At 55.6% G+C, this 26,625-nt stretch carries 29 protein-coding genes; 14 read left to right on the top strand and 15 right to left on the bottom strand.

Annotation, left to right across the window (positions count from 1 at the left end; translation table 11 throughout):
• Positions 1–4: 4 nt before the first annotated feature.
• Positions 5–1,141 carry a PQQ-dependent sugar dehydrogenase gene (locus PAT9B_RS06500; RefSeq protein ID WP_013508461.1) on the top strand — a complete coding sequence of 379 codons (1,137 nt, stop codon included), beginning with the start codon at positions 5–7 and terminating at the stop codon, positions 1,139–1,141.
• On the opposite strand, the gene PAT9B_RS06505 is transcribed toward PAT9B_RS06500, so the two are convergent.
• On the bottom strand, positions 1,142–1,798 hold the full coding sequence (locus tag PAT9B_RS06505; protein ID WP_013508462.1) for an HAD family phosphatase: 657 nt from the start codon (positions 1,796–1,798) through the stop codon (positions 1,142–1,144).
• Positions 1,799–2,076: 278 nt separating this feature from the next.
• On the opposite strand from PAT9B_RS06505, the gene PAT9B_RS06510 reads away from it, so the two are divergent.
• Positions 2,077–3,282 carry a serine hydrolase gene (locus PAT9B_RS06510; RefSeq protein ID WP_013508463.1) on the top strand — a complete coding sequence of 402 codons (1,206 nt, stop codon included), beginning with the start codon at positions 2,077–2,079 and terminating at the stop codon, positions 3,280–3,282.
• Positions 3,283–3,336: 54 nt separating this feature from the next.
• On the opposite strand, the gene ybjG is transcribed toward PAT9B_RS06510, so the two are convergent.
• The 3 genes from ybjG to PAT9B_RS06525 form a co-directional block, all read right to left on the bottom strand.
• Positions 3,337–3,942 carry an undecaprenyl-diphosphate phosphatase gene (ybjG, locus tag PAT9B_RS06515; protein ID WP_013508464.1) on the bottom strand — a complete coding sequence of 202 codons (606 nt, stop codon included), beginning with the start codon at positions 3,940–3,942 and terminating at the stop codon, positions 3,337–3,339.
• Complete coding sequence (locus PAT9B_RS06520) at positions 3,942–4,685, bottom strand: phosphatase PAP2 family protein (RefSeq protein WP_013508465.1); 744 nt, start codon at positions 4,683–4,685, stop codon at positions 3,942–3,944. Before PAT9B_RS06520 ends, ybjG begins: the two co-directional genes overlap by 1 nt.
• A 200-nt stretch (positions 4,686–4,885) precedes the next feature.
• The gene (locus tag PAT9B_RS06525) at positions 4,886–6,574 is read right to left on the bottom strand and encodes an aspartate:alanine antiporter (protein ID WP_013508466.1); all 1,689 of its coding nucleotides are present in this window, start codon (positions 6,572–6,574) and stop codon (positions 4,886–4,888) included.
• Positions 6,575–6,828: 254 nt separating this feature from the next.
• Between PAT9B_RS06525 and ybjM the strand changes: the two genes are divergently transcribed.
• Positions 6,829–7,194 carry an inner membrane protein YbjM gene (ybjM, locus tag PAT9B_RS06530; RefSeq protein WP_013508467.1) on the top strand — a complete coding sequence of 122 codons (366 nt, stop codon included), beginning with the start codon at positions 6,829–6,831 and terminating at the stop codon, positions 7,192–7,194.
• Between the two features lie 40 nt (positions 7,195–7,234).
• On the opposite strand, the gene PAT9B_RS06535 is transcribed toward ybjM, so the two are convergent.
• From PAT9B_RS06535 to PAT9B_RS06545, 3 genes are all read right to left on the bottom strand, one after another.
• The gene (locus tag PAT9B_RS06535) at positions 7,235–7,498 is read right to left on the bottom strand and encodes a GrxA family glutaredoxin (RefSeq protein WP_013508468.1); all 264 of its coding nucleotides are present in this window, start codon (positions 7,496–7,498) and stop codon (positions 7,235–7,237) included.
• Between the two features lie 128 nt (positions 7,499–7,626).
• The gene (locus tag PAT9B_RS06540; RefSeq protein WP_013508469.1) at positions 7,627–8,589 is read right to left on the bottom strand and encodes a GlxA family transcriptional regulator; all 963 of its coding nucleotides are present in this window, start codon (positions 8,587–8,589) and stop codon (positions 7,627–7,629) included.
• 15 nt (positions 8,590–8,604) lie between these two features.
• On the bottom strand, positions 8,605–9,381 hold the full coding sequence (locus tag PAT9B_RS06545; protein WP_013508470.1) for an MBL fold metallo-hydrolase: 777 nt from the start codon (positions 9,379–9,381) through the stop codon (positions 8,605–8,607).
• A gap of 175 nt (positions 9,382–9,556) precedes the next feature.
• Between PAT9B_RS06545 and PAT9B_RS06550 the strand changes: the two genes are divergently transcribed.
• From PAT9B_RS06550 to rlmC, 10 genes are all read left to right on the top strand, one after another.
• Positions 9,557–9,808, top strand: coding sequence for a DUF1418 family protein (locus tag PAT9B_RS06550; RefSeq protein WP_013508471.1), 252 nt, complete (start codon positions 9,557–9,559; stop codon positions 9,806–9,808).
• 12 nt (positions 9,809–9,820) lie between these two features.
• Entirely contained in the window at positions 9,821–10,543 is a 723-nt protein-coding gene (gene nfsA, locus PAT9B_RS06555) for an oxygen-insensitive NADPH nitroreductase (protein ID WP_013508472.1), read from the top strand.
• A 17-nt stretch (positions 10,544–10,560) separates the two neighbouring features.
• Complete coding sequence (rimK, locus tag PAT9B_RS06560; RefSeq protein ID WP_013508473.1) at positions 10,561–11,463, top strand: 30S ribosomal protein S6--L-glutamate ligase; 903 nt, start codon at positions 10,561–10,563, stop codon at positions 11,461–11,463.
• Between the two features lie 87 nt (positions 11,464–11,550).
• On the top strand, positions 11,551–12,030 hold the full coding sequence (locus PAT9B_RS06565; RefSeq protein ID WP_013508474.1) for a YbjN domain-containing protein: 480 nt from the start codon (positions 11,551–11,553) through the stop codon (positions 12,028–12,030).
• 372 nt (positions 12,031–12,402) lie between these two features.
• The gene (gene potF / locus PAT9B_RS06570; RefSeq protein WP_013508475.1) at positions 12,403–13,512 is read left to right on the top strand and encodes a spermidine/putrescine ABC transporter substrate-binding protein PotF; all 1,110 of its coding nucleotides are present in this window, start codon (positions 12,403–12,405) and stop codon (positions 13,510–13,512) included.
• A 115-nt stretch (positions 13,513–13,627) separates the two neighbouring features.
• Positions 13,628–14,761, top strand: a complete 1,134-nt coding sequence (potG, locus tag PAT9B_RS06575) for a putrescine ABC transporter ATP-binding subunit PotG (RefSeq protein WP_013508476.1) — start codon at positions 13,628–13,630, stop codon at positions 14,759–14,761.
• 9 nt (positions 14,762–14,770) lie between these two features.
• Positions 14,771–15,733 carry a putrescine ABC transporter permease PotH gene (potH, locus tag PAT9B_RS06580; RefSeq protein ID WP_013508477.1) on the top strand — a complete coding sequence of 321 codons (963 nt, stop codon included), beginning with the start codon at positions 14,771–14,773 and terminating at the stop codon, positions 15,731–15,733.
• Positions 15,730–16,575 (top strand): putrescine ABC transporter permease PotI, encoded by an 846-nt coding sequence (gene potI / locus PAT9B_RS06585; protein WP_013508478.1) that lies wholly within the window; start codon positions 15,730–15,732, stop codon positions 16,573–16,575. The genes potH and potI overlap by 4 nt, the downstream gene beginning before the upstream one ends.
• A gap of 65 nt (positions 16,576–16,640) precedes the next feature.
• Positions 16,641–17,102 carry a YbjO family protein gene (locus tag PAT9B_RS06590; protein WP_013508479.1) on the top strand — a complete coding sequence of 154 codons (462 nt, stop codon included), beginning with the start codon at positions 16,641–16,643 and terminating at the stop codon, positions 17,100–17,102.
• Between the two features lie 48 nt (positions 17,103–17,150).
• A complete protein-coding gene (rlmC, locus tag PAT9B_RS06595; RefSeq protein WP_013508480.1) occupies positions 17,151–18,275 on the top strand; it encodes a 23S rRNA (uracil(747)-C(5))-methyltransferase RlmC in 1,125 nt (374 codons plus the stop codon).
• Between the two features lie 85 nt (positions 18,276–18,360).
• Here rlmC and artJ (PAT9B_RS06600) read toward each other — a convergent pair whose 3' ends face one another.
• The 6 genes from artJ (PAT9B_RS06600) to PAT9B_RS06625 all read right to left on the bottom strand — a co-directional run bounded on the left by artJ (PAT9B_RS06600) (position 18,361) and on the right by PAT9B_RS06625 (position 22,833).
• Entirely contained in the window at positions 18,361–19,092 is a 732-nt protein-coding gene (gene artJ / locus PAT9B_RS06600; protein ID WP_013508481.1) for an arginine ABC transporter substrate-binding protein, read from the bottom strand.
• A gap of 122 nt (positions 19,093–19,214) precedes the next feature.
• Complete coding sequence (gene artM / locus PAT9B_RS06605) at positions 19,215–19,883, bottom strand: arginine ABC transporter permease ArtM (protein ID WP_013508482.1); 669 nt, start codon at positions 19,881–19,883, stop codon at positions 19,215–19,217.
• 1 nt (position 19,884) lies between these two features.
• Positions 19,885–20,598 (bottom strand): arginine ABC transporter permease ArtQ, encoded by a 714-nt coding sequence (gene artQ, locus PAT9B_RS06610; RefSeq protein WP_013508483.1) that lies wholly within the window; start codon positions 20,596–20,598, stop codon positions 19,885–19,887.
• Between the two features lie 6 nt (positions 20,599–20,604).
• Positions 20,605–21,336, bottom strand: a complete 732-nt coding sequence (gene artJ, locus PAT9B_RS06615; protein ID WP_013508484.1) for an arginine ABC transporter substrate-binding protein — start codon at positions 21,334–21,336, stop codon at positions 20,605–20,607.
• 15 nt (positions 21,337–21,351) lie between these two features.
• Entirely contained in the window at positions 21,352–22,080 is a 729-nt protein-coding gene (artP, locus tag PAT9B_RS06620) for an arginine ABC transporter ATP-binding protein ArtP (RefSeq protein ID WP_013508485.1), read from the bottom strand.
• 216 nt (positions 22,081–22,296) lie between these two features.
• Positions 22,297–22,833, bottom strand: coding sequence for a lipoprotein (locus PAT9B_RS06625; protein ID WP_013508486.1), 537 nt, complete (start codon positions 22,831–22,833; stop codon positions 22,297–22,299).
• 98 nt (positions 22,834–22,931) lie between these two features.
• Here PAT9B_RS06625 and PAT9B_RS06630 point away from each other — a divergent pair, with 98 nt between their 5' ends.
• The gene (locus PAT9B_RS06630; protein ID WP_013508487.1) at positions 22,932–23,768 is read left to right on the top strand and encodes an N-acetylmuramoyl-L-alanine amidase; all 837 of its coding nucleotides are present in this window, start codon (positions 22,932–22,934) and stop codon (positions 23,766–23,768) included.
• Positions 23,769–23,777: 9 nt separating this feature from the next.
• On the opposite strand, the gene ltaE is transcribed toward PAT9B_RS06630, so the two are convergent.
• Both ltaE and poxB read right to left on the bottom strand, forming a co-directional pair.
• A complete protein-coding gene (gene ltaE / locus PAT9B_RS06635; protein WP_013508488.1) occupies positions 23,778–24,782 on the bottom strand; it encodes a low-specificity L-threonine aldolase in 1,005 nt (334 codons plus the stop codon).
• A gap of 70 nt (positions 24,783–24,852) precedes the next feature.
• The gene (poxB, locus tag PAT9B_RS06640; RefSeq protein WP_013508489.1) at positions 24,853–26,574 is read right to left on the bottom strand and encodes a ubiquinone-dependent pyruvate dehydrogenase; all 1,722 of its coding nucleotides are present in this window, start codon (positions 26,572–26,574) and stop codon (positions 24,853–24,855) included.
• Positions 26,575–26,625 lie beyond the last annotated feature (51 nt).

Consider the following 26,625-nt stretch of genomic DNA (forward strand, 5'->3'; position numbering starts at 1 on the left):
ACCTATGCGATTAATGCGTGCCGCGTTGCTGTTCGGCAGCGTGCTAAGTGGTTCCCTGCCCGCGCTGGCAGCGGATGTGCAGGTTCAGGTTTTGCAGGACCAACTTGATCACCCCTGGTCGGTGGCATTTCTGCCCGACAATCACACCTTGCTGATTACGGAACGTTCGGGCCAGCTACGCAGCTGGCAGCCCGGGAAAGGCTTATCCGCGCCGATTGGCGGCGTGCCCAGCGTGTGGGCGCAGCGCCAGGGTGGTTTGCTGGATGTGGTGCTGGCACCGGATTTTGCGCAAAGTCGCCGGGTGTGGCTCAGCTATACCACCGCCGATGCGGCGGGCCGCGCGGGCGCGGTGGTCGGTTATGGTCGCCTGAGTGACGATAATCGCCAGTTGAGTGACTTCCGCGTGGTGCTGGAACAAACGCCGAAGCTCTCCAGCGGGGCCAATCTCGGCACGCGACTGGCATTCGACCGCGCAGGTTTTTTGTGGATTGCTTTTGGCGACAACTTTGCCAGCAGCAGTGCGCAGGAGCTGGACAAGCTGTCGGGAAAAATTGTGCGTCTGACGGCTGACGGCACCATTCCGCCGGATAACCCTTTTGTCGGGCACCAGGGCGCACGTGGCGAAATCTGGTCGTATGGCATGCGTAATCCGCAGGGGCTGGCGTGGAACCCGTGGACTCAGCAGATGTGGGAAAGCGAACACGGTCCACGCGGGGGCGATGAAGTCAATATCCCGGAAAAGGGCAAAAACTATGGCTGGCCACTGGCGACCTGGGGCATTGATTACAGCGGGCAAAAAGTCCCGGAATCAAAGGGTAGCGTGGTGGCGGGCACCGAGCAGCCGGTCTTTTACTGGAAGGTTTCACCGGCTATCAGCGGGATGGCGTTTTACAACAGCGCGCGTTTTCCACAGTGGAAAAACTCGCTGTTTATTGGCGCGTTAAAGGAAAAAAGCCTGATTCGCCTGCGGGTCAATGGCGAAAAAGTGGTGGAGCAGCAGCGTCTGCTGACGGAACGAGGGGAGCGTATTCGGGATGTGCGTCAGGGACCGGATGGCTTCCTGTATGTGCTGACTGACGAGAGCAACGGCAAATTGCTGAAAGTGGGGCTGGCGGCGAACGCCAGCGCTCCACGCGGGTAGTTAGCGCACCCAGTTACACACTTGCCAGCCACGCTGCTGCGCTTCCTGATGCAGCAGTGTGTCCGGGTTGATGACATACGCATGATCGGCATGGTCCAGCAACGGCAGGTCGTTCATGGAGTCGCTGTAAGCCCAGGTGCGTTCAAAATGGCTCTCCTGCTGCAAGGCTTTCCAGTCACTCAGCCGTGCCACCTTGCCTTCTTTGTAAGTCATGGTGCCGTAGGTCAGGCCGCTGTAGCGGTCATCGACAATCTCCACGCCAATCGCCAGCGCGCCATGCACGCCAAGACGCTCGGCAATCGGTACGGCGAGATGTTCGCCGCTGGCGGTGATAATCATCACGGTATCGCCACGCTGCTGATGCCAGTTGATGCGTTCGCGTGCGGCGGGAAACACACGTGGCAGGATGTCGCGGTGAATAAAACGCCGCACCCAGCCAGAGACCGTCATGGTTGCCATCCCGGCCAGTGGGGCAAGGGTGGTGTTCATATATTCTTCGATTGAGAGCGTACCGGCGTGATACTGGGTCATTAGCGACTGCTCGGCGCTAATCAGTTCGGCGGGGGCAAAACCCTGTGAAACCAACCAGCGTAGCCACAGGCTGGTGCTGTCTTCACAAATCAGGGTTTCGTCGAGATCGAACACGGCTAAGTCCATCATGATTCTCCTCAGGCTGACTGAAATCAGGTTAGCGGAAATTTGTGACTGGCTTAACTGATCTGCGAAAAATCGGAATTTCACGCAATTTCTCACAAATGGCGACAGATCAAAGGTGGCAGCCCGGCGGCGTTGGTGCCAGGGTTACTGTAATAATTTCTATAAAACTTTACCGATAGACGGTTTTTTTCTGCGGCACAAAGCGGTAGTTTTTTATACAACGTGCGTCTTGCAGGATTGAGCCACGATTTAACAAGGACAATTATCTGGTCATACACATGAAAAAACTAATTAACGCTTCTGTCTGGCGGCCTTTTGCTGCCTCCTCCCTTTTATTAATGCTTCTCCCGGTTTCCGCTCTGGCTGAAGAGGCGCCAGCCGCTCCACAGATTGATGCCAAAGCCTGGGTTTTAATGGATTACAACAGCGGCAAGGTACTGGCTGAGGCCAACGCCGATCAGCGCCTTGATCCCGCCAGTTTGACCAAAATGATGACCAGTTATGTGATTGGTCAGGCGCTGAAGGCGGGCAAAATTCATGACGACGACATGGTGACGATTGGTCAGGATGCCTGGGCAACCGGTAACCCGAAACTGAAAGGGTCGTCACTGATGTTCCTCAAGCCCGGCGATCGTATCCCGGTTGCTGAACTGAACAAAGGCATCGTGATTCAGTCGGGAAATGATGCCTGTATCGCGATGGCGGATTATGTGGCGGGCAGTCAGGATTCCTTTATCGGCCTGATGAACAACTACGCCAAAGCTTTTGGTCTGCAAAATACCCACTTTATGACCGTCCACGGGCTGGATGCCGATGGGCAGTACAGTACCGCACGTGATATGGCGATCATCGGCCAACGACTGATCAGTGATGTGCCGGAAGAGTACGCGTTGAATAAACAGAAAGAGTTTACCTTCAACAACATTAAGCAGATGAACCGTAACCGCCTGCTGTGGAGCAGTAACCTGAAAGTGGACGGCATCAAAACCGGTCATACTTCGGGCGCGGGCAATAACCTGGTGTCATCCGCGACTGACGGTGATATGCGTCTGATTTCGGTCGTACTGGGGGCGGAGACGGATGCACTGCGCTTCCGGGAGAGTGAAAAGTTACTCACCTGGGGCTTCCGTTTCTTTGATACCGTCACACCGATCAAAGCGGATAAACCCTTTGCTCAGCAGCGCGTCTGGTTTGGTGACCGCAAACAGGTCAACCTCGGCGTAGCGAAAGATGCCTCGGTTACCATTCCTAAAGGGCAGATGAACAACCTGAAAGCCAGTTACACCCTGACCTCGCCGCAGCTGGAAGCGCCGCTGAAGAAAAATCAGGTAGTCGGTACTATCGATTTTCAACTGGATGGCAAAAGCGTGGAACAACGTCCACTGGTGGTGATGGAAGATGTGCAGGAAGGTGGCTTTATCAGCCGTATCTGGGATTTCATCGTGATGAAATTCGATAGCGTATTCGGTAAATGGTTTAACTAACCGTCATACCGCCGCGGCGCAATTTATCGCGCCGCGGCGGCCTGGCAAAGGCGGTTAACCGCGAATCCATCCCTTACGAATCGGCAGCGCGAACAACACATGGTAGATCTGATGGGTCAGCGCCAACATGCGCGAACCATACAGCTGCCATGCCAGATGCGATGCCAGGCAGCCGAGCATCCCCACCAGAAAACCACCCAGCATATCCAGCGGCCAGTGCACGCCAAGATAAACACGTGACCAGGCGATGGCGATGCCGGTGAGCAGCAAAATCACACCCGACCACACCCGGTGCCAGCACACAAATGCCAGCGCAAACGTGAAAATGGTGGTGCCGTGATCGCTGGGATAGGAGTCATCAGCGGCATGCGACAGGAACTGATGACCCAGCCCGATCACAAAGGGGCGCGGATGGGGCAGCAACTGGCTGATGCACCAGGAGATGCTCAGCGCATAAATCAGCGCCATGCCGGTTTTTAATACCAGCGTGCGCTGTGAAGCCACCTGTTCACGCGGTCCCCATAGCCACAGCGCCACAATCAGCAGCGGTACAATGGCAATCAGGTCCCGTGCGATAAAGGTCGCCAGACTCAGCAGCCACTCCGGTGAATCCGGCGTGGCGTTAATCCATAAAAATAGCGTGCGGTTGATCTCTTCCATTACGCTCTTTTGTTCCTCGTCTTGTCTACCCAAAAAGAAACGCCAGCAAAAATCAGCATCTGGGTCAGCCATACCCACCATCCCGCCCACAGGTTATGGGAGAAGAAGTGCGCACCGCGCATCACCTGGCCGTAGCCCATCAATAATCCGAGGGCAATACCGGCCAGCAGTGCCAGCAGGGCGCGACCGGGTTTCTCAGGCCACCACAGGAAAAACAGTCCCATCACGGCAAAACCGCTCGACGCATGGCCGCCGGGGAAGCATTGGCCTGGACCGCTGTTGGCCGGCACCGCACTGAGCAAGGTAAAGTTCGCGGCTTTACCACCGAACATCGCCAAATCCCACGGACAGGAATGAGCGCTGTGCGCCTTCAGTACGCCGATCACTAACGGACCCAGCCCAAGTAGCAGGGCCACCAATACCCGTCGGCCATCGCGTAGTTGTATGCCACGCAGCAACATCAGTACGCCGCCAGCAATGATCGCATCCTTCAACAGGCGATGGTTAATCAGGTCCAGCCAGCGGTTGTGTTGCCACGGAAAGCGCTGCGTTAGCGGATCAAACCAAAATTGGCTGATGGCGATATCGAGGCTTTCGTGGCGCGACCACAGCAAAAAAACCGATGCTAAAAATGCCAGCAAAATAAAGTTGATAGCGTAAAAGCGGCGCGACAGCGGGTAAATAGCCGGGTTCTGAATCCTGATGCGGGTTGTTGAATTGTTTAGTTTTGATGACAGCGACATGAATGTTTGCGGATAGTGAAACCAGAGTCACAGGGTCGCAATTTGCGCTTAAGAGAACCTTAAGTGATAAGCGACAGACATAAAAAAACCCGTCAGTCAGTGACTGGCGGGCTCCTCAACTTGGGGATTTCAAAGAAAAGCAGTGGCAATAATTCAGACTGCACCCCGGAAAAAAAGTTCTGGACTCAGTCAAAAAATTTTTATAAGGGCAAAATCGGCCAAATGATGACGATCAGCGTACCCGCCAGCGTCAGTAGCACGTTAGCAATGGCATAGGTTCCGGCATAGCCCAGCGCCGGAATATTGCTGCGCGCGGTATCGCTGATAATCTCCATCGCCGGGGCGCAGGTGCGTGCGCCCATAATGGCGCCGAACAACAGTGCGCGGTTCATCCGCAGGACATAAGCACCGAACAGATAGCAAATCACCACCGGTACGAGGCTGACCAGCAAACCGCTCAGCAGCATCAATGCCCCTTCACTGCCCAGGCCATGTTGCAGGCCGCTGCCTGCACTCAGGCCGACTCCCGCCATAAAGACCATCAGGCCGAACTCTTTGACCATTGTCAGCGCGCCCTGCGGAATATAACCAAAAGTCGGATGGTTGGCGCGCAGGAAACCCAGCATAATCCCGGCGAACAGCAGCCCGGCCGCATTGCCGATACCAAAGCTGAAGTTGCTGAACTGGAAGGTGATCATGCCGATCATCAAACCGATAATAAAGAAAGCACAGAAGGCCAGCAGATCGGTCATCTGACTGTGGATGGCGATAAAGCCAATACGATCCGCGAGGCTTTTCACGCGACGTGCCTCGCCGCTCACCTGCAACACATCGCCTTTATTCAGCATAATGCTGTCATCAATCGGCATCTCGATCTGGCTGCGGATCACCCGGTTGAGGAAGCAGCCATGATCGGTCAGCTTCAGGTGATTGAGACGTTTATTCACCGCGTTGTGGTTCTTCACCACAATCTCTTCAGTCACGATACGCATATCCAGCAGATCGCGATCGAACACCTCTTTACCGTTACGGAAACTGGGGTCGAGGCGGGCATGGGCATCGGGATAGCCGACCAATGAAATCTCGTCACCGAGTTGCAGTTGCGCATCCCCATCCGGGCTGGCAAGAATGCCGTTGCGGCGCAGACGTTCGATGTAACAACCGGTCTGGCGATGGATGCCCAACTCACGCAGGTTTTTGCCACCGCTCCATTCCACCAACTCAGGTCCCACACGATAAGCACGGATCACCGGCAGGAAAACTTTACGCTGGCTGTCAGCATCCAGACCGCGTTCCCGCGCGATTTGCTGGGCGCAGGTCGGCAGATCCTGATGTTGCAAACGCGGCAGGTAGCGTGCGCCGAATATCAGGCTGACCAGACCGACCAGATAGGTAATGGCATAGCCAAGGCTGAGATGGTCCTGCATCAGGTTCAGTTGCTGATTGTCGCTGATGCTATGCCGCAGGGTGTCCCCGGCACCAACCAACACCGGCGTCGACGTCATGGCACCGGCCAGCATACCGGCGGTCAGGCCAATATCCCAGCCGAACACTTTGCCCAGCATCAACGCCAGCAGCAGGGCGCTGACCACCATCACAATCGCCAGGATAAAATAGTTTTTGCCGTCACGGAAAAAAATCGAAAAAAAGTTGGGGCCTGCTTCGACACCGACACAAAAAATAAACAGCATAAAACCGAGGCTCAGGGCGGCGGTATTTATGGCGAAATGTTGTTCACCTAAAATAAGCGATACCACTAATACGCCAATGGAATTTCCGAGCTGGACAGAGCCAAGTCGTAATTTACCCAGGCAGAGGCCGAGGGCTAAAACCACAAATAATAACAGGACGTCATTTCCGCTTAACAAATCTGCGACGTTAATATTCACGCTTTAACTTCTTATTTACCTGTAACATGTTGATGAAAAGGTCGTTTTTCGCTATCTTGTGGCGACCGCAGGTGCCCGTTTTGCCGGGAAGGCAGGGACCGAATTTTGAAGCGGCGTCATTCTAATCATAATTAACATCCTCAGCTATCGGCAGTTTTCATTCCTTCCGCATCCAGCTGTTTCTTTTTATTTCCACACGTGTGCCAGGGCAGTTAAAAGTTTCAATATTGTTAACATTGACGTTGAGGTTGGTTATGTCGCAGCGTAATAATCGCTGGCCTGCATCGGTGCTGGGCGTAATGCTATATACGCTGGTGTTTATTTTTGCCCACCACTTTTGGGTCTCGCCGGGTGAACAGTCGATCGGTGGTCAGCCTGAGTTGTTGCTGTTTTTGCTGCCGGGCATGCTGGTGGCGCTACTGCAACCTGAAAGTCCATTAAAAAGCACGCTGTGGGTGGCACTGGCGGGAACGGTGCTCGGTATGCTGTGGGTGCTGCTGGTGTTGGACCTTCGTCACAATGGCTGGATGGTCATGTGGGGATTGAGTGCGTTGTTCTGGGCGGGATGTGGTGCGTTGCTGGTGCGTCTGCTGCGCATCATGTTGGCGATGCGGTCCTGAAGATACGTCACGGCGCGAAACACGCACCGTGACCACTGGCTTATACCGCGAAATCCAGGTTCTCTTTAGTCCAGGCGGCGAAATCGGTATAACCACCGATATGCTGCTGGTCGAGGAAAATCTGTGGCACGGTGGTGACCGGTTTACCCGCACGGGCTTCCAGATCGGCTTTGGTAATGCCTTCCACCTGAATGTCGACGTATTGATAGTTAAAATCGTCACGCTCGGTGGTCAGTTTGGCGGCCAGTTCCTGGGCGCGAACGCAGTAAGGGCAGCCGGGACGACCAAAAATCACTGCAAACATTGCTTCTCTCCTTCCGCTGCTGTTTTGTGATGGATGTCACATCACAGCGTGAATAATGGGGAACATGATGCCCGTTGATGTCGGTGAAAGAAAGAAGGATTTGCCTGTTGTTCTGATGTGCACGGTCTTCAGATTTGCCCGCCCGGCCCACGAAAAGTACGCCGCCATTCGCGGGGGCTGACGTTGAAGTGCGCCTTAAAGCGCTGGCGAAATGAAATGGGTGACTGATAACCCGCCAGGCTGGCAACCACCTCAATGCTGTGGTCGGTGGTTTCCAGCAATTCCTGACTGCGCCGCAGGCGCTCGGCACTCAGCCATTCTGCTGGCGTCATGCCGGTGGCTCGTGAGAAATGGCGCGTCAGCGTGCGCCTGCTCATGTTGACCGCGTGCGCCAGCGAAGCCACATCGTGTGGCTTATCAAGGTGGTGACGTAAATAATCGATCAGGTCGTTGATCTGGCTATCACGCGTGGTGTCCGGCACCGCGCGTTCGATAAACTGCGCCTGGCCGCCTTCGCGATAGGGGGGAATCACCATTCTTCTGGCGACCCGATTCGCGATGGCCGTGCCATAATGTTCGCGCACCAGATGCAGGCAACAATCGATTCCGGCAGCGGTGCCTGCTGAGGTGATCAAACGTTCGTCGCGGGTATAGAGCGCGTTGCTGTCCAACTGAATTTGTGGGAAGCGTGCGGCGAAATCCTGTTCAAATTCCCAATGCGTGGCCGCCCGGCGGTGATCCAACAACCCGCTATATGCCAGCACATAGGCACCAAGGCAGAGCCCCACGACTTCCGCGCCACCTTGCCAGGCGTCAATTAATGCGCCTGATAAAGCGGCTGACGGCTGTTCTTCCGGATGTTGCCAGAACGGCACTATCACGATATCGGCTTCGGCAAGCGATGCCAGGCCGTGTTCTACCTGGATGGAGAGACCATTGTCAGACGCAATCAACCCGGGTTGTTCTGCGGCAACCGTCACCCGGAACAGGTCCTCCTGCGGCATGGCTTTACCAAACACCATTAATGGCACCGAAAAGTGGAACGGGCTGAACCCCCGACTGGCTATCACCACCACATGCAATGCAGACATCGTTTCCCACCTTGGTTAAAAGTTCAGCGTTTCACCATCTTCCGGCACGCGGATCTGTTGTTCAATACCCTGTTCACGCGCAAACTCGCGTAATTCTGCGCGACTCAGCAGGCAATGATTCACCGCTTCCATATGTGAGGCGACGATCGTGGCGGAGGGCAGTAACTGATGGGTACGCAGCGCATCCTCTTTACCCATGATGATGGCACCAAGGCCGTCAAGGGTGGCACAGCCAATATTCAGCACAATCACCTGCGGCGTAAAGGTGTTCAGGCTATTAACATAGGGTTTTACCCAGACAGTATCGCCCGCAATATACAGCGTTTTTTCGTTTTCATGACGGAAAACCAGGCCGCAGGCATCACCCAGACGTTCCGCCACGGCGGGGATGGCATAGGCTTCATCGCTGCCGTGCTGGCCCCCGGTTTTACTGATCACGATGCCTGCAATAGCGTTCTCTGCGGCCAGGGCCTGTACGTGGGTAAAACCCTGTGAACGCAGTAAGTCGGCATCGCGTGCATTTTGGGTATAGATGATGCGGTCTTTGGGAATGCGCTGTTGCGCGGCCTCATCCCAGTGATCCTGATGGGTATGGGTGACAAGGATGATGTCAACATCCAGCAGCTCATCGATGCTCACTGGCAAGGGTACCAGCGGGTTACGCAGATGAGCGCGCGCCGAACCGGCAAAGCCGGGCCACGCGTCTTTATCAGCGAACATGGGATCGATCAGGAAGCGCACACCGGCATACTCCAGCCTTAAGGTCGCGTTACGAATCTGAGTCAGTTGCATGGTTTATTCCTCTGGCAATATGGAGTCGCCAGTATAAAAACGCGCCCACGTGGGCGGTGAGTAGGCACAATGCCATCCTTCGATGGAAAAGGGTCAGATTCAGACAAAGGATTACCGTCAGGCAATTGTGCTATAACAGACGGCTTAACGGATTGAACTGTGGGAGAGCCCGGACATGAGCAACCTGGCCCGATTACCAAAGCCGGTACTGTTGCTGGAAGCCGTCGGCGTGATCGCCGTGATTGGCGCACTGGCGCTGGTCAATGACTGGATCGCTGCGCCTGCCGCGATCGGCCAAAAAACGCTGGCGACGCTATTGTTCTTTGTCGGCATTGCGCTGATGCTGCCTGCGGCCTGGTTGATGATGTGGCGCACCGCCAAAGCGATGGCCCCGCAGTTGTTCAATCAACACGACAAAAAGAAGTAACCGGAGAGGATTATGACGCCGACCATTGATTTACTGTGCAGCCACCGTTCCATTCGCGCTTTTACCGAGCAGGACATCGATCAGGCGCAGCGCGACGCCATTATTGCAGCGGCACAAGCGGCTTCGACCTCCAGCTTTTTGCAATGCTCCTCTATTATTCGTATTACCGATCGGCAAAAACGTGAGCAACTGGTTACCCTGACCGGCGGGCAACCTTGGGTAAGCGCAGCGGCCGAGTTTTGGGTGTTCTGCGCCGATTTTAATCGCCACTTGCAAATCTGCCCGGAAGCGCAACTGGGACGGGCTGAACAGTTATTGCTGGGCTGCGTGGATACCGCGCTGATGGCGCAAAATGCAATGGTAGCGGCGGAGTCGCTCGGTCTCGGTGGTGTCTTCATCGGCGGTATTCGCAACAATATTGCTGAGGTTACCACGCTGCTCGGCCTGCCAAAATTTGTGTTGCCGCTGTTTGGTTTCTGCATCGGCCATCCTGCGGCGTTGCCGGATATCAAACCGCGCATTCCGCAGGCGATGCTGGTGCACGAAAACACCTATCAACCCTTTGATGCGGCGGTGTTGGCGGAATACGACAGTCGTACCAGCATCTATTATCAACAGCGTGACAGCAATCAACGTGCAGAAACCTGGAGTGAACTGATTCAGCGGCTGATCATCAGAGAAACGCGTCCGTTTATGTTGGATTACCTGCATCAGCAGGGCTGGGCAACTCGTTAAGCATAAGGAACTCTGCGATGAAAATGGCCATTCTCTCCCGTGATGGATCGCTTTATTCGTGTAAACGCTTGCGTGAAGCCGCGGAAGCGCGTGGCCATCAGGTGCAGATTATTGACCCTCTCTCCTGTTATATGAATATCAACCCGGCCTCGCCCGCGGTGCATTATCGTGGTGAACCGTTGGGACACTTCGATGCGGTGATCCCGCGTATTGGCTCCGCCATCACCTTCTATGGCACGGCGGTGTTGCGCCAGTTTGAGCTGTGCGGCAGCTATCCGCTGAACGAATCGGTGGCGATCACCCGGGCGCGCGACAAACTGCGTTCGCTGCAATTGCTGGCACGTGAAGGCATCGACATGCCGGTTACCGGCTTTGCCTCGTCTCCGGATGATACCGATGACCTGATTACCATGGTGGGCGGTGCGCCGCTGGTGGTGAAGCTGGTGGAAGGGACGCAGGGGATTGGCGTGGTGCTGGCGGAGACGCGTCAGGCGGCCGAGAGCGTGATTGATGCATTTCGTGGCCTCAACGCCCATATCCTGGTGCAAGAGTTTATCAAAGAGGCGCAGGGGCGAGATATTCGCTGCCTGGTGATCGGTGATGAAGTGGTGGCCGCGATTGAGCGCGCGGCGAAAGAGGGCGATTTTCGTTCCAATCTGCATCGTGGCGGCAAGGCTTACCCGGTACGTATCACCGATCAGGAACGTGAAATTGCGGTCAAAGCGGCCAGCACCCTCGGTCTGGAAGTGGCCGGTGTCGATATTCTGCGTGCCAACCGCGGGCCACTGGTAATGGAGGTGAATGCCTCACCGGGCCTTGAAGGCATTGAGTGCACCACCGGGCTGAACATCGCCGCCATGATGATTGACTGGATTGAACAGCACGCGTTACCCGGCTTCCGTCTTAAAACTGGTGGCTGAGGCGCGCTTTTCAGCGTTTTTCGTGGCATCGATTTCATTTTTTCCGTAAGCTAAGGCGCTTATTTCTTCACCCCACGGGACATGACGATGGATTCACTGGTCGTTCCTGACATCGACGTGCTGCGTCGCTGGCTGGATCAACAAAATATCACCTGGTTCGAATGCGATGCCTGCCAGGCTTTGCATCTGCCGCATATGCAGAATTTTGACGGGGTGTTTGATGCAAAAATCGACCTTGTGGATGGCGTGATCCTGTTCTCCGCGCTGGCTGAAGTTAAGCCGACCGCGTTGATTCCGCTGGTGGGAGATCTGTCGCAGATCAATGCCAGCTCCCTGACGGTGAAAGCCTTTATTGATATTCAGGACGATAATCTGCCGAAGCTGATTGTCTGCCAGTCGCTCAGTACCACGGCGGGGTTAACGTTTGGTCAGTTCTCGCACTTTATGAAGCAGAGCGAGGAGCAAGTTTCCATGGTGATTATGGAAGCCTTCGCCAACAATTTATTGATGATGGGCGAGGAAGAGGAGCGACAACCCAGCTCACTCGGTCGCGCGATGCTGCACTGATTTTCCTGTTTGTCTTAACTGCCGCTTTTTGCGGCAGTTTTCATTTTATCCCCACCACTTTTTATTCTGCATTTTGCCCTAAATCGCCAGATATTAGTCGTGCTTTATGCCGCCTGGACCGAACCCCATAGCAGAAACATGCAATACTTATCGCTAAAAGGCGTTTTTTACGCTGAGATCTGGTGCAGGGGGAGCGGGGCGGCTATTCTTGCGGGGCTGCTTGAGACGTGCAACCTCAGCGCAGGTATAGGTTTTTACTATTAAACTCCCGCTGAATATTGATTCATTGTGTGCCTGTGAATAAACAGAAAACGCAACGTCCGGATCGCGTGTATGCAGCGTTGTGATGACCCGCTCAGGAGGAAGGAAAACATGTTCAACCAACGTAAAAAATGGTTGTCAGGTGTGGTTGCTGGTGTGCTGATGACAGCGTCTGCTGGCACGCTGGCCGCAGATAAAACGCTGCACGTTTATAACTGGTCTGATTATATCTCGGCGGACACGGTTCCGAATTTCGAAAAAGAGACTGGCATTAAAGTGGTCTACGACGTGTTTGACTCCAACGAAGTGTTGGAAGGCAAACTGATGGCCGGTAGCACCGGTTATGACGTGGTGGTGCCGTCTTCGAGCTTCCTCGCGCGCCAGCTACAATCCGGCGTCTTCCAGGAACTGGATAAGAGCAAACTGCCGAACTACAAAAACCTCGACCCGGATCTGATGGCGAAAGTGGCCCAGCACGATCCAGGCAACAAATACGCGATTCCTTACCTGTGGGGCACCACCGGTATCGGCTATAACGTCGATAAAGTGAAAGCGGTACTGGGTAAAGATGCGCCGGTTGACAGCTGGGATCTGGTGCTGAAACCAGAAAACCTGGAAAAACTGAAAAGCTGTGGGGTTTCCTTCCTCGACGCACCGGAAGAGATTTTTGCCACCGTGTTGAACTACCTCGGCAAAGATCCGAACAGCTCTGACCCGAAAGATTACTCCGGGGCGGCGACCGATCTGCTGCTGAAGCTGCGTCCGAGCATCCGTTATTTCCACTCTTCGCAGTACATCAACGACCTGGCGAACGGCAACATTTGTGTGGCGATCGGTTGGTCGGGTGACATCCTGCAAGCGAAAGATCGTGCTGCTCAGGCGAAAAACGGTGTGAACCTGGCTTACAGCGTACCGAAGCAGGGCGCGTTGGCGTTCTTCGACATGATGGCAATTCCGAAAGACGCGAAAAATCTCGACGAAGCCTATCAGTGGCTGAACTTCATCATGGATCCAAAAGTGATCGCGGACATCTCCAACAAGATGAACTACGCCAACGGCAACAAAGCGTCTCTGCCGCTGATCAATGCTGATGTACGTAACAACCCGGGCATCTTCCCGCCAGCGGATATTATGTCCAAGCTGTTCGTGTTGAAAGTCCAGGATCCGAAACTGGATCGTGTACGTACCCGTGCATGGACTAAAGTTAAAAGTGGTAAGTAATTCGTTCTGAACGGATTCACTTGTATTAGGACGACAACAGAGGCGCGGTGATGGCCTCTGTTGTGCCATTTTTAGCGGCTGAGGTTAACAGTCGCTAAGCGTTGGAGATAAGTTAGTGAGCGACGCGATTCCCCGCCCCCATAACAAAACCGCAAAGGCATTAACGCCGCTGCTGGAAATCCGCAACCTGACCAAATCCTTTGACGGCCAGCATGCCGTGGATGATGTCAGTCTGACCATTTACAAAGGTGAGATTTTTGCTCTGCTCGGTCCTTCGGGCTGCGGCAAATCGACCCTGCTGCGTATGCTGGCGGGATTCGAGGTGCCGAGTAGCGGTCAGATTGTGCTGGATGGGCAGGATCTCTCCCATGTGCCGCCCTATCAGCGGCCGATCAACATGATGTTCCAGTCCTATGCGTTGTTCCCGCACATGACGGTGGAGCAAAACATCGCGTTTGGCCTCAAGCAGGACAAACTGCCGAAAGGCGAAATCGCCAGCCGCGTTGAAGAAATGCTGGCGCTGGTGCACATGCAGGAGTACGCCAAACGTAAACCGCATCAGCTCTCTGGCGGTCAACGTCAGCGTGTCGCGCTGGCGCGTAGCCTGGCAAAACGTCCGAAGCTGCTGTTGCTGGATGAGCCGATGGGTGCGCTGGATAAAAAACTGCGTGACCGGATGCAACTGGAAGTGGTGGATATTCTGGAGCGCGTCGGCGTGACCTGCGTGATGGTTACCCACGACCAGGAAGAAGCGATGACCATGGCGGGCCGTATCGCCATTATGAACCGTGGCAAATTTGCCCAGATTGGCGAGCCGGAAGAGATCTACGAACACCCGACCAACCGCTTCAGCGCCGAATTTATCGGCTCGGTCAATGTGTTTGAAGGCTTGCTGCGCGAGCGGCGTGAAGACGGTCTGGTGCTGGAAAGCCCGGGCCTGATCCATCCGCTGAAAGTGCAGACCGATGTCTCCATCGTCGATAACGTCCCGGTGCATGTGGCACTGCGTCCGGAAAAAGTGATGCTGTGCGATGAGGTGCCTGCCGACGGTTGTAACTTCGCGGTGGGTGAAGTGGTACATATCGCTTATCTCGGTGACTTGTCGATCTACCATGTGCGTTTGCAGAGTGGCCAGATGATTAGCGCCCAGTTGCAAAATGCCCATCGCTACCGCAAAGGCGCGCCCACCTGGGGCGACGAAGTGCGTCTGTGCTGGGATGCGGACAGCTGTGTGGTTCTGACGGTTTAAGGAGGCGGAATGAGCCAGATTTCTCAACCCGGTGCCACCGAGGCGGAACAGCCCGGCACCCCGCTACAGCGCTGGGCCACGCGCATTAAGATGCAGCATGGCCGCAAGCTGGTAATCGCACTGCCTTACCTGTGGCTGGTGCTGTTTTTCCTGCTGCCGTTCCTGATCGTGCTAAAAATCAGTTTTGCCGATATTGCGCGGGCGATCCCGCCCTATACCGATTTGGTCACCTGGGCTGATGATCAGCTCAATCTGGTGCTCAATCTCGGTAACTATCTGCAACTGACGGACGATCCGTTGTACGCCGATGCCTATCTGCAATCGCTGAAAGTGGCGGCGATCTCCACCATCATTTGTCTGGTGATTGGTTATCCACTGGCGTGGGCGGTAGCGCACAGTAAACCTTCGATGCGCACCATCCTGCTGTTGTTGGTGATCCTGCCGTCATGGACGTCATTCCTGGTGCGCGTATACGCCTGGATGGGGTTGCTGAACAATAACGGTATTCTCAACCGTTTCCTGATGTGGCTGGGCGTTATCGATCACCCGTTGGTGATCCTCTACACCAATACGGCGGTGTATATCGGTATTGTTTACTGCTACCTGCCGTTTATGGTGCTGCCTATTTATACCGCGCTGACGCGTATTGATTATTCACTGGTGGAAGCGTCGCTGGACTTGGGTGCGCGTCCGTTGAAGACGTTCTTCAGCGTGATTGTGCCACTGACCAAAGGTGGCATTATCGCCGGTTCGATGCTGGTGTTTATCCCGGCGGTGGGGGAGTACGTGATCCCGGAACTGCTGGGTGGCCCGGACAGCATCATGATTGGGCGTATCCTGTGGCAGGAGTTCTTTAACAACCGTGACTGGCCGGTGGCGTCAGCGCTGGCGGTGATCATATTGTTGATTCTGATCCTGCCGATTGTCTGGTTCCACAAACATCAAAACCGTGAAATGGGAGAGAAGGGATGAATCAGTTACCGGCTATCCGCTCTCCGTGGCGTACCGCGATTCTGGTGCTCGGCTTCCTGTTCCTGTATGCGCCGATGCTGCTGCTGGTGGCCTACTCGTTTAACAGCTCTCAGCTGGTCACCGTGTGGGAGAGTTTTTCGTTCCACTGGTATCACGTGCTGTTCCAGGACAATGCGATGATCGATGCGGTGCTGCTCAGCCTGAGCATCGCCGCGATGTCCGCCAGCATGGCGGTGGTGTTGGGTACTATCGCGGCGGTGATTATCGTGCGTTTTGGCCGTTTCAAAGGGCACAACGGCTTTGCGTTTATGCTTACTGCGCCGCTGGTGATGCCGGATGTGATCACCGGTCTGTCGCTGTTGCTGCTGTTTGTGGCGATGGGCAACACCCTTGGCTGGCCGAGCGATCGTGGCATGCTGACCATCTGGCTGGCCCACGTGACCTTCTGTACCGCCTATGTGGCGGTGGTGATCAACTCGCGCCTGCGTGAATTGGACCGTTCGATTGAAGAAGCCGCGATGGATCTCGGTGCAACGCCGCTTAAGGTATTCTTCGTGATTACCGTCCCGATGATTGCCCCGGCGATCATTACCGGCTGGCTGCTGGCGTTTACCCTGTCATTGGATGATCTGGTGATTGCCAGCTTCGTGACCGGTCCCGGTGCCACCACCTTGCCGATGGCGATCTTTGCCACCGTGCGCCGTGGCGTTAACCCGGAGATCAACGCCCTGGCATCGCTGATTCTGTTTGTCGTCGGTCTGGTCGGGTTTATTGCCTGGCGCTTTATGGCGCACGAAGAAAAGCAGCGTTTGCGCGATATTCAGAAAGCAAGACGTGGCTGAAATCCGTAACATTTGCCACTATATGAAAGGCTGGTGACACCAGCCTTTTGTTATGGAGTCGGTCGATGTCGGAAACCCTGAAAAAAATCACCCTGTTAACCCCGGCACCGGTGTTGGTCGCGGGAATCGCCATTATCGCGACACGTTGTATCAGCGTAGTGATGCTGGCGAATGCGCTGGGTGTTGAAGAGATGGTCAACTTTGTGCACCGCAGCGCGCAAGCCTGGGATTCCACCGCGATCTTTATTGCCAGCCAGCTGATCTTTTTATTTGAACTGCGCTGTGCTTTCACCCTGATGCGCGGCAGCAACCGGGGGCGCTGGGGTTATGTGGCAACCCAGATTATCGTGCTGGGATACATGCTGATGGCGTCGATGGGCTGGATTTACCCGGAGATTTTTAGCATCGACGGCGAAACTAACGCACAGATCATCCACCATACGCTTTCACAGAAACTCCCGGATGTGATGGTGCTGTTGTTGTTGTTTGTCCCGGCCAGCAGTCGCGCTTTTTTCCGTCGCCGGTGATACAATCGCCCCCCGTTTTTTCTCCCGATTCAGAATACAGGCCCCACCATGCATTGCGCGCTTTATGATGCCGACCGCTGCCGTTCCTGCCAGTGGCTGGAAAAACCTTATCCACAGCAGCTTAGCGAGAAACAGTCGCTGTTGGAGCAACTGCTGGCGCAGCAGACGGTGGGGGAGTGGCGCACGCCGGTAACCTCTGAGGAACAGGGGTTCCGTAACAAAGCCAAAATGGTGGTGAGCGGTAGCGTCGAGCGTCCGGTGTTCGGCATGATGTCGCGCGCGGGCGAGCCGATCGATCTGTGCGCTTGTCCACTCTATCCCGCCAGTTTTGCCGCGGTGTTTGCTGTCCTCAAACCCTTTATCGCCCGTGCGGGTTTAACGCCGTATAACGTGGCACGCAAACGCGGTGAGCTGAAATTTCTGTTACTGACGGAAAGCACGCAGGGCGGCATGATGCTGCGTTTTGTGTTGCGTTCCGACAGCAAACTGGCGCAGCTACGTGCCGCCCTGCCGTGGCTGCAACAGCAACTGCCGCAGTTGACGGTGATCTCTGCCAACATTCAGCCGGTGCATATGGCGATCCTCGAAGGTGATGAGGAGATTGCCTTAACGCCAGATCAGGCGCTGGCGGAAAGGTTTAACCATGTCCCGCTGTATATTCGTCCGCAAAGTTTCTTCCAGACCAATCCGCAGGTGGCGGCCAGTTTGTACGCGACGGCACGCGACTGGGTGGCGCAGTTGGGGGTGAGCAGCATGTGGGACCTGTTTTGCGGTGTCGGCGGCTTTGGCTTGCACTGCGCCAGCGCTGAGATGCAGCTGACCGGGATTGAGATCAACGCGGAAGCGATCGCTTGTGCCCGCCAGTCAGCACAGCAACTGGGGCTGGAGAATGTGAGTTTTGCCGCTCTCGATTCCACGCAGTTCGCCACCGCGCGTGATCAGGTGCCTGAACTGGTGCTGGTTAATCCGCCACGTCGCGGGATTGGGACTGAGTTATGTGCTTATCTCAGCCAGATGGCTCCGGCCTACATTCTGTATTCCAGCTGTAATCCGCACAGCATGGCGCAGGATATTGCGCGCCTGAGCGCTTATGACGTTAGCCGTGTGCAGCTGTTCGATATGTTCCCGCATACCGCCCATTTTGAAGTGCTGACCTTACTGACTAAGCGCTGAAAGGGTGGGGACGACGCAGCGATCATCCTGAACGGAGGACAGTGCAGAACCTGTCAGGTTGGACACTGCGTCGACCCCATAAACGTTATTCCGGGAACCACTTCTGATTGAGTTGCAGGTACGTGCCGTTGGCTTTGATGGCCGCCAGTGCGCCATTCAGCTGATCGCGCAGTTCGCTATTACCTTTACGTACCGCAATGCCCAGACCGGTGCCAAAGTAGCTGGCATCCGTCACATGCGCACCGACCGGTGCCAGATCGGCATTGGTTTTCAGCCACTGGTTTACCACGGCGGTATCCCCGAATACGCCGTCCAGACGGCCATTTTTCAGATCGAGAATCGCATTCTGGTAGCTGTCATACGCCACGGCCACCACTTCCGGATGCTGTTCCAGCAGGTACTTCTGGTGGGTGGTGCCGTTCTCCATGCCAATACGTTTGCCCTTCAGCTGGCTGAAATCGCTGAACTGGCCTTTACGCGCAATGACGACCGCCGAGTTGGCATAATAGGGTTGGGTGAAATCCACCTGCTTGCTGCGATCGGCAGTGATGTCCATCCCGGAGATCACCGCGTCGTAGCGGCGAAATTTCAGCGATGGAATCAGGCTGTCAAACGCGTTATTGGTGAAGGTACATTCGGCCTTCATTTGCTGGCATAACGCTTTTGCCAGATCGATATCAAAGCCGACGATTTGATTTTCACGGTCCAGAGATTCAAACGGAGGATAAGTCGCGGAAGAAGCGAAGCGGATTTTCTCCGCCGCAAAGGCATTCATTGCCAGAGTTGCCAGTGCAGCAGCAACGATCCATTTTTTCATTTTGAGACTCCTGTAGATCACTTACGCCCGGAGGCGAACGCGTAACAAGATGCCACCGAATGAATCATTATGCAAGAATGTTGTATAAATAATGAAAAAAGGCGGGAAAACCCGCCTGGATATTAATTTCTACGCTCAAATGCCAGCGCGCGCCGTTCGATCAGACGCATCATCAGCGTCAGCAAACCATTGACGCACAGATACACCAAACCGGCGGCAGCAAACACCGTGACATCATAGGTGCGGCCATACAGCAGCTGACCATGGCCCATGACCTCCATCAGCGTGATGGTGTAGGCCAGAGAGGTACTTTTGAACACCAGCACCACTTCATTGGAATAGGACGATAGCGCGCGTTTAAACGCATACGGCAGCAGAATGCGCAGCGTATCTTTACGGTTCATTCCCAGCGCCGCGCAGGATTGCCACTGGCCGGAAGGAATGGCACGTACCGCACCGTAGAACAACTGGGTGGTGTAGGCCGCACTATTCAGTGACAACGCCAGCAGGGCGCACAGCCACGGCTGCGACAGCAGATGCCACAGCCAGGGGAGGTTCTGAATGCTGGGGAACTGGCCGGGGCCGTAGTAAATCAGGAAGATCTGCACCAGCAGCGGCGTACCGGTGAACACCGTGATGTAGCCTTTGACGATGGCGTTCACCACCGGCACTTTCAGCGCCAGCACCACGGTGAACAGCAGCGACAACACCAACGCGGCGATCAGCGAGGCGACGGTCAATGTCAGACTGGTATGCAGCCCTTTCAGCAGTTCGGGTAAATATTGCAGCATATCAGGCTCCCCGCTCAAAACGCGTGGTGCGCGATTCAATACGGCGCAACACCGCCTGACTGAACAGCGTGATAATCAGATAGATGGCCGCAGCAACCAGATACCAGGTAAACGGCTCTTGGGTACGGGTGGCGATGCTTTTGGTTTGCAGCATCAGATCATTAACGCTAATCAGTGACACCAGCGCGGTATCTTTCAACAGCACCAGCCACTGATTGCCGAGGCCAGGTAACGCATGACGCCACATCTGCGGCATGATCAGACGGAAGAAAATCGCGGACTTCTTCATCCCCAGCGCCTGACCGGATTCCCATTGGCCCACCGGCACTGCTTTTAACGCGCCGCGCAGGGTTTGTGAGGCGTAGGCGGAGTAGAGCATCGCCAGCGCAATCACGCCGCACAGGAACGGGCTGACGTCGAAGTTCTCGATCTGCACCTGGACTGGAATGCTGAACAGGCCGAGATTGATATGGAAGCCATCGGATAGCGTCAGCAGCAACTGCGAAGCACCGAAGTAGATAAACAGCACCACGAGGATTTCCGGCAGGCCACGGATTAGCGTCACCAGTCCGGTGCCGACCCAGGCCAGCGGCTGCCAGCGCACCGATTCCCAGCCAGCAAAAATCATCGCCAGCGCAAGGCCGGCGATCAGTGCACAAACGGCAAGGCCGACGGTCATACCGGCGGCGCTTGCGAGTGGAATCATTTCATTCATCAGAAATTACTGCTGAAACCATTTGTTGTAGATGGTTTTGTAAGTACCGTCGGCTTTCACTTTATCCAGCGCGGCGTTGAATTTTTCCTGCAATTCGGTGTTACCCATGCGCACGGCGATGCCGAGACCGGTGCCGAAGTAGGCTTTGTCGGTCACTTTGTCACCCAGGGCGGCCAGGTTCGGGTTCTGTTTCAGCCACTCGTTAACCACGGCGGTGTCACCGAACACGGCATCAATGCGGCCATTTTTCAGGTCGAGGATAGCGTTCTGATAGCTGTCATACGGCACCACGGTGATGTCGCTGTGCTTGTCAGACAGGTATTTTTGGTGAGTGGTGCCGTTCTGTACGCCGACACGCTTGCCTTTCAGCGCCGCGACATCCGCCAGTTTGCCTTTCTGCGCGATAAAGATCGCCGAGTTATCGTAGTAAGGCTTGGTGAACAGGACCTGTTTTTCACGCTCTGGTGTGATATCCATTCCGGCCATCACCGCGTCGAAACGGCGGAATTTCAGGCTCGGGATCAGGCTGTCAAACGCCTGATTGGTGAAGGTACAGGTCGCATCGATCTCTTTACACAATGCATTGGCCAGATCGACATCAAAGCCCTGAATTTTGTTGTCAGAATCGACGAATTCAAACGGAGGATAAGAAGCCTCGGTCGCGAAACGCAGGGTCTGTGCAGCAGAAGCGCTCAGACTCAGACCAGCAAGCAGTGCAGCAAGTACGACTTTTTTCATTAGAGACATCCTGACTTAGTGCGAAAGATAGTGAGCAAACGCCTCGGTTTGCGGCTGTGTAAAGTGGCTGGCGTCGCCCTGTTCCACAATGTGACCGTTTTCCATGTACACCACCCGGCTGGCGGTCTTGCGTGCGACTTCCACTTCATGGGTAACGATCACCTGGGTAATCTGCGTCTGCGCCAGTTCATTGATAATACTGACAATCTGCGCGGTAATTTCCGGATCGAGCGCGGCGGTCGGTTCGTCGAATAACAACACCTGCGGTTCCATCATCAGCGCACGGGCAATCGCCACACGCTGTTGCTGACCACCGGAGAGATGCAGCGGGAAACGTTCGGCATAAGGGGTCAGACGCAGACGATCCAGCAATTTTTCGGCACGGGCACGGGCCTGATCTTTGCTTAAACCCAGCACACGGCAGGGGGCTTCGATCAGGTTTTGCAGTACCGTCAGATGCGGCCACAGGTTGTATTGCTGGAACACCATCCCCACGTTTTGACGCAATTCACGGATCGCGCTGTCAGACGGTGTTTTGCTGAAGTCGAAATGATTGCCAGCGATCTGCAAACTGCCAGAACGCGGTTGCTCCAGCAGATTGAGCACGCGCAGGAGCGAACTTTTCCCCGCGCCGCTCGGACCGAGCAACACCAGCGTCTCGCCCTGTGGGCAGGCCAGGTTGATATCGAACAGCGCCTGGTGGGCACCGTAAAAACAGTTAATGCCGGTTAGTTGAATACTCATGCGCAATAAATGAATAGCAATTGATGCCGCGAATCTTAACGTCACCAGAATAGTTATGCAATTGAGGTGGGTTAAAATTTATTAAACAGCAGTTAAAGGTAAAAAGCGTAGCACAATATCTCGACATCGCGGTGCAGCAGACAAAAAGCGCGATAAATCGCGCCGCTACAACCGGTACATTTTGTAGCGGCGTGATTTATCACGCCAGACAGGTAATTAACGCTCCTCCAGCAACTGGTTCAGCGAACCGCCACCCGGATGCGGCCAGTTACCCACATAGCGCACATCATCCACCACCCAGCAACTGCCTTCGCGGATCATCAGCACTTCGTCCTGCCACTGCTTATCGCCCCGCGTCAAATCAACACGGAGCGGGATATTGCGGGCATCCCGATTGGGGATGGAGGAGGCGCTGGCGACCTCGGCGGAAGTGGGGCCTTGTGCCAGGCTGGAGAACAGATCGCCATTGCGCCAGTCGCCAGGCTTATTGCTCAGCCCATTGGCCTGCACCAGCTTTTGATACAGCTGGTCGCTCAGATAAGGGCGATATTTCGCCAGCAGCGCATTGTCCGGTAAACCCTGGGTCGGTTGACTGACGCGTAAGTCGTAGAATTGCTGTGCCACGCTATCCGGGCCACCCTCGACACAGGCTGCCATACGGGGGCCATTATCCTTAATTACCGGCTCAACGGTGGTACAGGCACTGAGCAGGAGAGCAGCGGGAACAACTAGCGCAAAAGCATTGTTTCTCATCTCGATTTCCTTATTGTTCACTGGCAAAGCGGCATAATTAGCATAGAGTATAGCGTTGGTTTGCAACGCGACGTGCGCTAACGGATGAGGAGCAAGGAATGTTGATGAGGCTGACAGGCGGCGGGATGCTGCTGGCGATGTTAATCCTGAGCGGTTGCCAGTCCGCGATTGAGGCACGCCCCGGCTATTGGGTTGATACTTCACACCCGGCACAGGGCGCACGGCCACGCATTAAAGTGGTGGTGATCCATTACACCGCCGAAGATCTCCCTTCCTCGCTGGCGACGCTGACCGATCGTGAGGTCAGCGCGCATTACCTGATCCCGGCACAGCCCGCACAACGCAGCGGCAACGGGGTAATCTGGCAACTGGTGCCAGAGCGTGAGCTGGCCTGGCACGCCGGGCCGAGTTTCTGGCGTGGTGCCACCCGTATCAACGACACCTCAGTGGGCATTGAACTGGTGAACAGCGGTTATCAACGTACCTTGACTGGGCTGCGCTGGCAGCCGTTCAGCCCGGCACAAATCACCGTGCTGGAAGCCTTAGTTAAAGACATCACCCAGCGCTACGGCATTCCGCCGGAAAATGTGGTGGGACACAGTGATATCGCCCCCCAGCGCAAACAGGATCCGGGGCCACTGTTCCCGTGGCAGCAATTGGCACAACAGGGGCTGGGTGCCTGGCCCGCTACGGCCACCGTGCAGCGTTACCTTGGCGATCAGGCCAGCGATGCTCCCGTTGATCAAGCTGAACTGCTGGATGCGCTGCAACGCTATGGTTATGACGTGACAGCCGCCACCACGCCGCTGATGCAGCGGAAGGTGATTGCGGCGTTTCAGATGCATTTCAGGCCACGGGATTACCGTGGCCTGGCCGATGCCGAGACGCTGGCGATTGCCCGTGCGTTGCTGGCGAAGTATGGTGCGGCGCAGTAACCCCGCGCGTTAAGCCTGTTGCAGGAAGGCCTGCCAGTGTGCAACCAGTTGGGCGAGATCGTCGCGGCTGACATCCAGATGGGTCACGATGCGCGTCACCGGGCCAACGCTAATCAGCACATCACGCGCCTGAAGCCAGGCTTTTAACCCTTCAACCTGTTGCGGCGGAACCTGCACAAACAACATATTGGTCTGCTGGCTGACCACGGTCACCCCCAACGCCTGTAACTGCTCGCCCAGCCAGGCGGCGTTGTCGTGATCGTCCTGCAAGCGCGCCACATGGTGTTGCAACGCATACAGTCCCGCCGCCGCCAGAATCCCGGCCTGGCGCATGCCGCCGCCGGTCATTTTGCGCCAGCGACGCGCGCGTTCGATATACGCGGCATCACCACACAATAACGACCCCACCGGCGTGCCTAAGCCTTTAGACAGGCAGATAGTCAGGGTGTCGCAGTAACGGGCAATCCCTTCCAGCGTGGTATTTTGCGCCACCACGGCATTAAAGATACGCGCGCCATCAATATGCAATGCCAACTGATGTTGACGCGTAAACTGATAGGCCTCGGCCAGATAACTCAGTGGCAACACTTTGCCGTGATGGGTGTTTTCCAGGCTGAGTAAACGGGTGCGGGCAAAATGGATATCGTCTGGCTTAATGGCGGCGGCGACATCAGCCAGCGGCAGCGTACCGTCTTCAGCCGCCAGAATGGGTTGTGGCTGAATGCTGCCCAGTACCGCAGCACCACCGGCTTCGTATTTGTAGTTATGCGCCTGTTGCCCGACGATATACTCTTCGCCGCGCTGGCAGTGGCTCAGCAGCGCCACCAGGTTCGCCTGTGTACCGGTAGGGAAAAATAACGCCGCTTCTTTTCCGCTCAGTCGGGCGGCTTCAGCTTCCAGCGCATTGACGGTGGGATCGTCACGGTAAACATCATCGCCGGTTTCGGCAGCCATCATGGCATCGAGCATGGCGGAACTTGGGCGGGTTACGGTATCACTGCGTAAATCGATCACGTCGCTCTCCTGAAAGAAAAAGCGGGCTGAGTGCCCGCCTGAAATGTTTGGTTGGTCTGCTGAAACCGTTTTACCTCAGCCAGTTGGTTTTCGCCAGTTCCACGACTTCATCGCCACGACCATTCAGAATCGCCCGCAGCATATACAGACTGAAACCTTTGGCCTGTTCCAGTTTGATCTGTGGCGGGATTGCCAACTCTTCTTTGGCGGTGATCACATCCAGCAGTACCGGGCCATCATGGGCGAAGGCTTCCTCCAGCGCGCTGTCCAGCGCCGAGGCTTTCTCCACCCGAATCCCTTTGATGCCGCAGGCGGTGGCGATGGCGGCGAAATCGGGGTTTTCCAGCTCGGTGCCATCGGTGAGGTAGCCGCCAGCCTTCATCTCCATCGCCACAAATCCCAGCACGCTGTTGTTGAAGATCACCAGCTTCACCGGCAGCTTCAGTTGCGCCACGGAAATAAAATCGCCCATCAGCATGCTGAATCCGCCATCGCCACACAACGCCACCACCTGACGGTCACGGTTGATCGCCTGTGCGCCTAATGCCTGTGGCATGGCGTTAGCCATCGAACCGTGATTAAAGGAACCGAGCAGTCGCCGTTGGCCGTTCATTTTCAGGTAGCGTGCGGCCCATACGGTCGGGGTGCCAACATCACAGGTGAAGATGGCATCCTCAGCGGCAAAATGACTGATTTGCTGCGCCAGATACTGCGGATGAATGGCCTGCTTGTCATTGGCCGTTGCCAACTCATCTAACCCTTTACGCGCATCGGCATAGTGTTCCAACGCGTGGTCAAGGTGTTGGCGATCGCTTTTGCTGGTGAGCTGTGGCTGCAACGCCGCCAGGGTGGCTTTGATATCGCCCACTAACGCCATATCCACGTGGCTGTGCGCGCCCAGGCTGGCGGGGTTGATATCGATCTGAATGATGGTGGCTTCTGCCGGATAGAAGGGACGGTAGGGGAATTGCGTGCCAAGCAGCACCAGGGTGTCGGCGTTCATCATCGCCTGAAAGCCGGATGAGAAGCCAATCAGGCCGGTCATTCCTACGTCATAAGGGTTGTCATACTCGATATGTTCTTTGCCGCGCATGGCGTGCACCACCGGGGCTTTGAGCGTCTCAGCCAATTTGACAACTTCAGCATGCGCCCCGGCACAGCCGCTGCCGCACATCAGGGTGATATTTTTAGCGCCATTCAAGGTTAACGCCAGCCGGGCGATTTCACTGGCTGACGGCACCACCTGCGGCAATTGCGGCGGATACCAATCGGCGCGCGCGCCTTCCGGTGCGGGCTTCAGCGCCACATCGCCGGGCAAAACCACCACCGAAACGCCACGGTTGAGAATGGCTTTGCGCATCGCGATCCCCAGTACCTGCGGCAGTTGCTCGGGGTTGGACACCAATTCGCAATAGTGGCTGCATTCGCGGAATAATTCCTGCGGATGGGTTTCCTGGAAATAACCGCTGCCGATTTCACTGGAGGGAATATGGGCGGCAATCGCTAACACCGGTACGTGATTGCGGTGGCAGTCAAACAGGCCGTTGATCAGGTGAAGGTTACCCGGCCCGCAGGAACCGGCGCATACCGCCAGCTGCCCGGTGATCTGTGCTTCAGCACCCGCGGCAAAAGCGGCGACTTCCTCGTGGCGGGTTGGCATCCACTGGATGGTACCCATGCGGTTAAGGCTGTCGTTTAGCCCATTCAGGGAATCGCCGGTCACGCCCCAGATGCGTTTCACACCGGCGTTTTCCAGCGTTTTTGCCAGCAGCGCTGCAACAGTTTGCTTCATCAAACACTCCTTTCCGGGAAAATACGGTCAGTCAGAAGCGTAGACGATGCG

Source organism: Pantoea sp. At-9b, assembly GCF_000175935.2.
Taxonomy (GTDB): Bacteria; Pseudomonadota; Gammaproteobacteria; order Enterobacterales; family Enterobacteriaceae; genus Pantoea.

Excerpts from the sequence above, each read along its gene's own strand:
- PAT9B_RS06500 (WP_013508461.1), top strand. The coding sequence starts at position 5 with ATGCGATTAATGCGTGCCGCGTTGCTGTTCGGCAGCGTGCTAAGTGGT.
- PAT9B_RS06505 (WP_013508462.1), bottom strand. The coding sequence starts at position 1,798 with ATGGACTTAGCCGTGTTCGATCTCGACGAAACCCTGATTTGTGAAGAC.
- PAT9B_RS06510 (WP_013508463.1), top strand. The coding sequence starts at position 2,077 with ATGAAAAAACTAATTAACGCTTCTGTCTGGCGGCCTTTTGCTGCCTCC.
- ybjG (WP_013508464.1), bottom strand. The coding sequence starts at position 3,942 with ATGGAAGAGATCAACCGCACGCTATTTTTATGGATTAACGCCACGCCG.
- PAT9B_RS06520 (WP_013508465.1), bottom strand. The coding sequence starts at position 4,685 with ATGTCGCTGTCATCAAAACTAAACAATTCAACAACCCGCATCAGGATT.
- ybjM (WP_013508467.1), top strand. The coding sequence starts at position 6,829 with ATGTCGCAGCGTAATAATCGCTGGCCTGCATCGGTGCTGGGCGTAATG.
- PAT9B_RS06535 (WP_013508468.1), bottom strand. The coding sequence starts at position 7,498 with ATGTTTGCAGTGATTTTTGGTCGTCCCGGCTGCCCTTACTGCGTTCGC.
- PAT9B_RS06540 (WP_013508469.1), bottom strand. The coding sequence starts at position 8,589 with ATGTCTGCATTGCATGTGGTGGTGATAGCCAGTCGGGGGTTCAGCCCG.
- PAT9B_RS06545 (WP_013508470.1), bottom strand. The coding sequence starts at position 9,381 with ATGCAACTGACTCAGATTCGTAACGCGACCTTAAGGCTGGAGTATGCC.
- PAT9B_RS06550 (WP_013508471.1), top strand. The coding sequence starts at position 9,557 with ATGAGCAACCTGGCCCGATTACCAAAGCCGGTACTGTTGCTGGAAGCC.
- nfsA (WP_013508472.1), top strand. The coding sequence starts at position 9,821 with ATGACGCCGACCATTGATTTACTGTGCAGCCACCGTTCCATTCGCGCT.
- rimK (WP_013508473.1), top strand. The coding sequence starts at position 10,561 with ATGAAAATGGCCATTCTCTCCCGTGATGGATCGCTTTATTCGTGTAAA.
- PAT9B_RS06565 (WP_013508474.1), top strand. The coding sequence starts at position 11,551 with ATGGATTCACTGGTCGTTCCTGACATCGACGTGCTGCGTCGCTGGCTG.
- potF (WP_013508475.1), top strand. The coding sequence starts at position 12,403 with ATGTTCAACCAACGTAAAAAATGGTTGTCAGGTGTGGTTGCTGGTGTG.
- potH (WP_013508477.1), top strand. The coding sequence starts at position 14,771 with ATGAGCCAGATTTCTCAACCCGGTGCCACCGAGGCGGAACAGCCCGGC.
- potI (WP_013508478.1), top strand. The coding sequence starts at position 15,730 with ATGAATCAGTTACCGGCTATCCGCTCTCCGTGGCGTACCGCGATTCTG.
- PAT9B_RS06590 (WP_013508479.1), top strand. The coding sequence starts at position 16,641 with ATGTCGGAAACCCTGAAAAAAATCACCCTGTTAACCCCGGCACCGGTG.
- rlmC (WP_013508480.1), top strand. The coding sequence starts at position 17,151 with ATGCATTGCGCGCTTTATGATGCCGACCGCTGCCGTTCCTGCCAGTGG.
- artJ (WP_013508481.1), bottom strand. The coding sequence starts at position 19,092 with ATGAAAAAATGGATCGTTGCTGCTGCACTGGCAACTCTGGCAATGAAT.
- artM (WP_013508482.1), bottom strand. The coding sequence starts at position 19,883 with ATGCTGCAATATTTACCCGAACTGCTGAAAGGGCTGCATACCAGTCTG.
- artQ (WP_013508483.1), bottom strand. The coding sequence starts at position 20,598 with ATGAATGAAATGATTCCACTCGCAAGCGCCGCCGGTATGACCGTCGGC.
- artJ (WP_013508484.1), bottom strand. The coding sequence starts at position 21,336 with ATGAAAAAAGTCGTACTTGCTGCACTGCTTGCTGGTCTGAGTCTGAGC.
- artP (WP_013508485.1), bottom strand. The coding sequence starts at position 22,080 with ATGAGTATTCAACTAACCGGCATTAACTGTTTTTACGGTGCCCACCAG.
- PAT9B_RS06625 (WP_013508486.1), bottom strand. The coding sequence starts at position 22,833 with ATGAGAAACAATGCTTTTGCGCTAGTTGTTCCCGCTGCTCTCCTGCTC.
- PAT9B_RS06630 (WP_013508487.1), top strand. The coding sequence starts at position 22,932 with ATGTTGATGAGGCTGACAGGCGGCGGGATGCTGCTGGCGATGTTAATC.
- poxB (WP_013508489.1), bottom strand. The coding sequence starts at position 26,574 with ATGAAGCAAACTGTTGCAGCGCTGCTGGCAAAAACGCTGGAAAACGCC.